Annotated in this window: 2 protein-coding genes; one reads left to right on the top strand and one right to left on the bottom strand. The window is 70.3% G+C overall.

The window, feature by feature from the left end:
• Positions 1–440: histidine phosphatase family protein (locus tag LQV45_RS33650; RefSeq protein ID WP_230012137.1), on the top strand; the 440-nt coding region annotated here is incomplete at its 5' end.
• A gap of 77 nt (positions 441–517) precedes the next feature.
• Here LQV45_RS33650 and LQV45_RS33645 read toward each other — a convergent pair.
• Positions 518–1,247: glycerophosphodiester phosphodiesterase (locus LQV45_RS33645; RefSeq protein WP_230012135.1), on the bottom strand; the 730-nt coding region annotated here is incomplete at its 5' end.

The raw sequence follows: 1,247 nt of genomic DNA, 5'->3' as shown, positions 1-1,247 counted from the left end.
GCGACCGTGAGCTCGGCATCCTGGACATGCTCACTTCGGCCGGGGTGGAAGCCCGCCTCCCGGAGGAGGCCGGCCGGCGGCGGTGGCTCGGCAAGTTCTACTACCGTCCCCCGGGCGGCGAGTCCTGGGCGGACGTCGTGCTCCGGCTTCGCTCGCTGCTCGCCGACCTCGACACCAGGCATCCGGGCGGGGGCGTCCTGCTGGTCTGCCACGACGCCGTGATCCTGCTCATCCGCTACATCCTGGAGGGGCTCTCGGAGGAGCAGCTGCTGGACATCGCGGCCGCCTCCCCCATCCTCAACGCCTCCGTCAGCCGCTTCGTCCGGCCCGGCGGCCGGGGGGAATGGCAGCTGGAGGCGTTCAATATGGCCGACCACCTCACGAGCGAAGAAGTCCCGGTAACCCAGCACTCGGGAGACGCCGATGCCCACCCCCGCTAATTTCCGGCAGGCGAAACCCCGCCCCCAGGCCGAGGCCGTCACCCCCGCTTTGCTGCGCGCCTGGCCGGAGCGATCCTTCAGGACCAGGTCCCGCGCTCCTGGAGGACCGATTTGAGCAGGTCCGCGCGGTCCGTGACAATCCCGTCGACGCCAAGGTCAAGCAGCCGGTGCATTTCCGCGGGCTCGTTGATTGTCCAGACGTGGACCTGCAGCCCGTGCCGGTGTGCCCGCCGGATGAAGCCCGGCGTCACCACCGGCACGGCGCCGTAGCGGACGGGGACCTGCAGGGCGTGGACTCCGCGCAGTGCCCGGCGCACCACGGCGGACATCAGCGGCGTCGGCAGCACGGGGCCCAGCAGGACGAACACGGCGTTGGACACGATGCCGGCCGAGCTCGCGGCGGGACGGCTCAGCTGCTTCAGCACTGCCCGGCGCCGCCGGTCCGAGAAACTGGCCACCAGCACGCGGTCGTGCAGTCCGTGGCGTTCGATCGCCGAGGCCAGGGTGCCCACGGAGTTCCAGTCCTTGACGTCGATATTGAGCCGGACGTCCGGGAAGGCAGCGATCAGCTCATCGAACCGCGGGATCGGTTCGGTCCCGCCGATCCTGGCCCGGGCCACGGTTGAGGCCGGGAGGTCAGCGATTTGGCCCCGGCCCTCTGTGATCCGGTCCAGGGTCTTGTCGTGGAAGAGCACCAACACGCCGTCGGCCGTGGTGTGCACGTCCGTCTCCAGATGCCGGAACCCGAGGTCGACGGCGGCGCGGAACGCGGCCATCGAGTTCTCCAGCCCGTCCAGCGAAAAGCCC

It is taken from the genome of Microbacterium sp. Bi128 (genome assembly GCF_918698205.1).
Note: the sequence above shows the minus strand (reverse complement) of the source record. Positions and strands in the feature narration are given on the sequence as shown.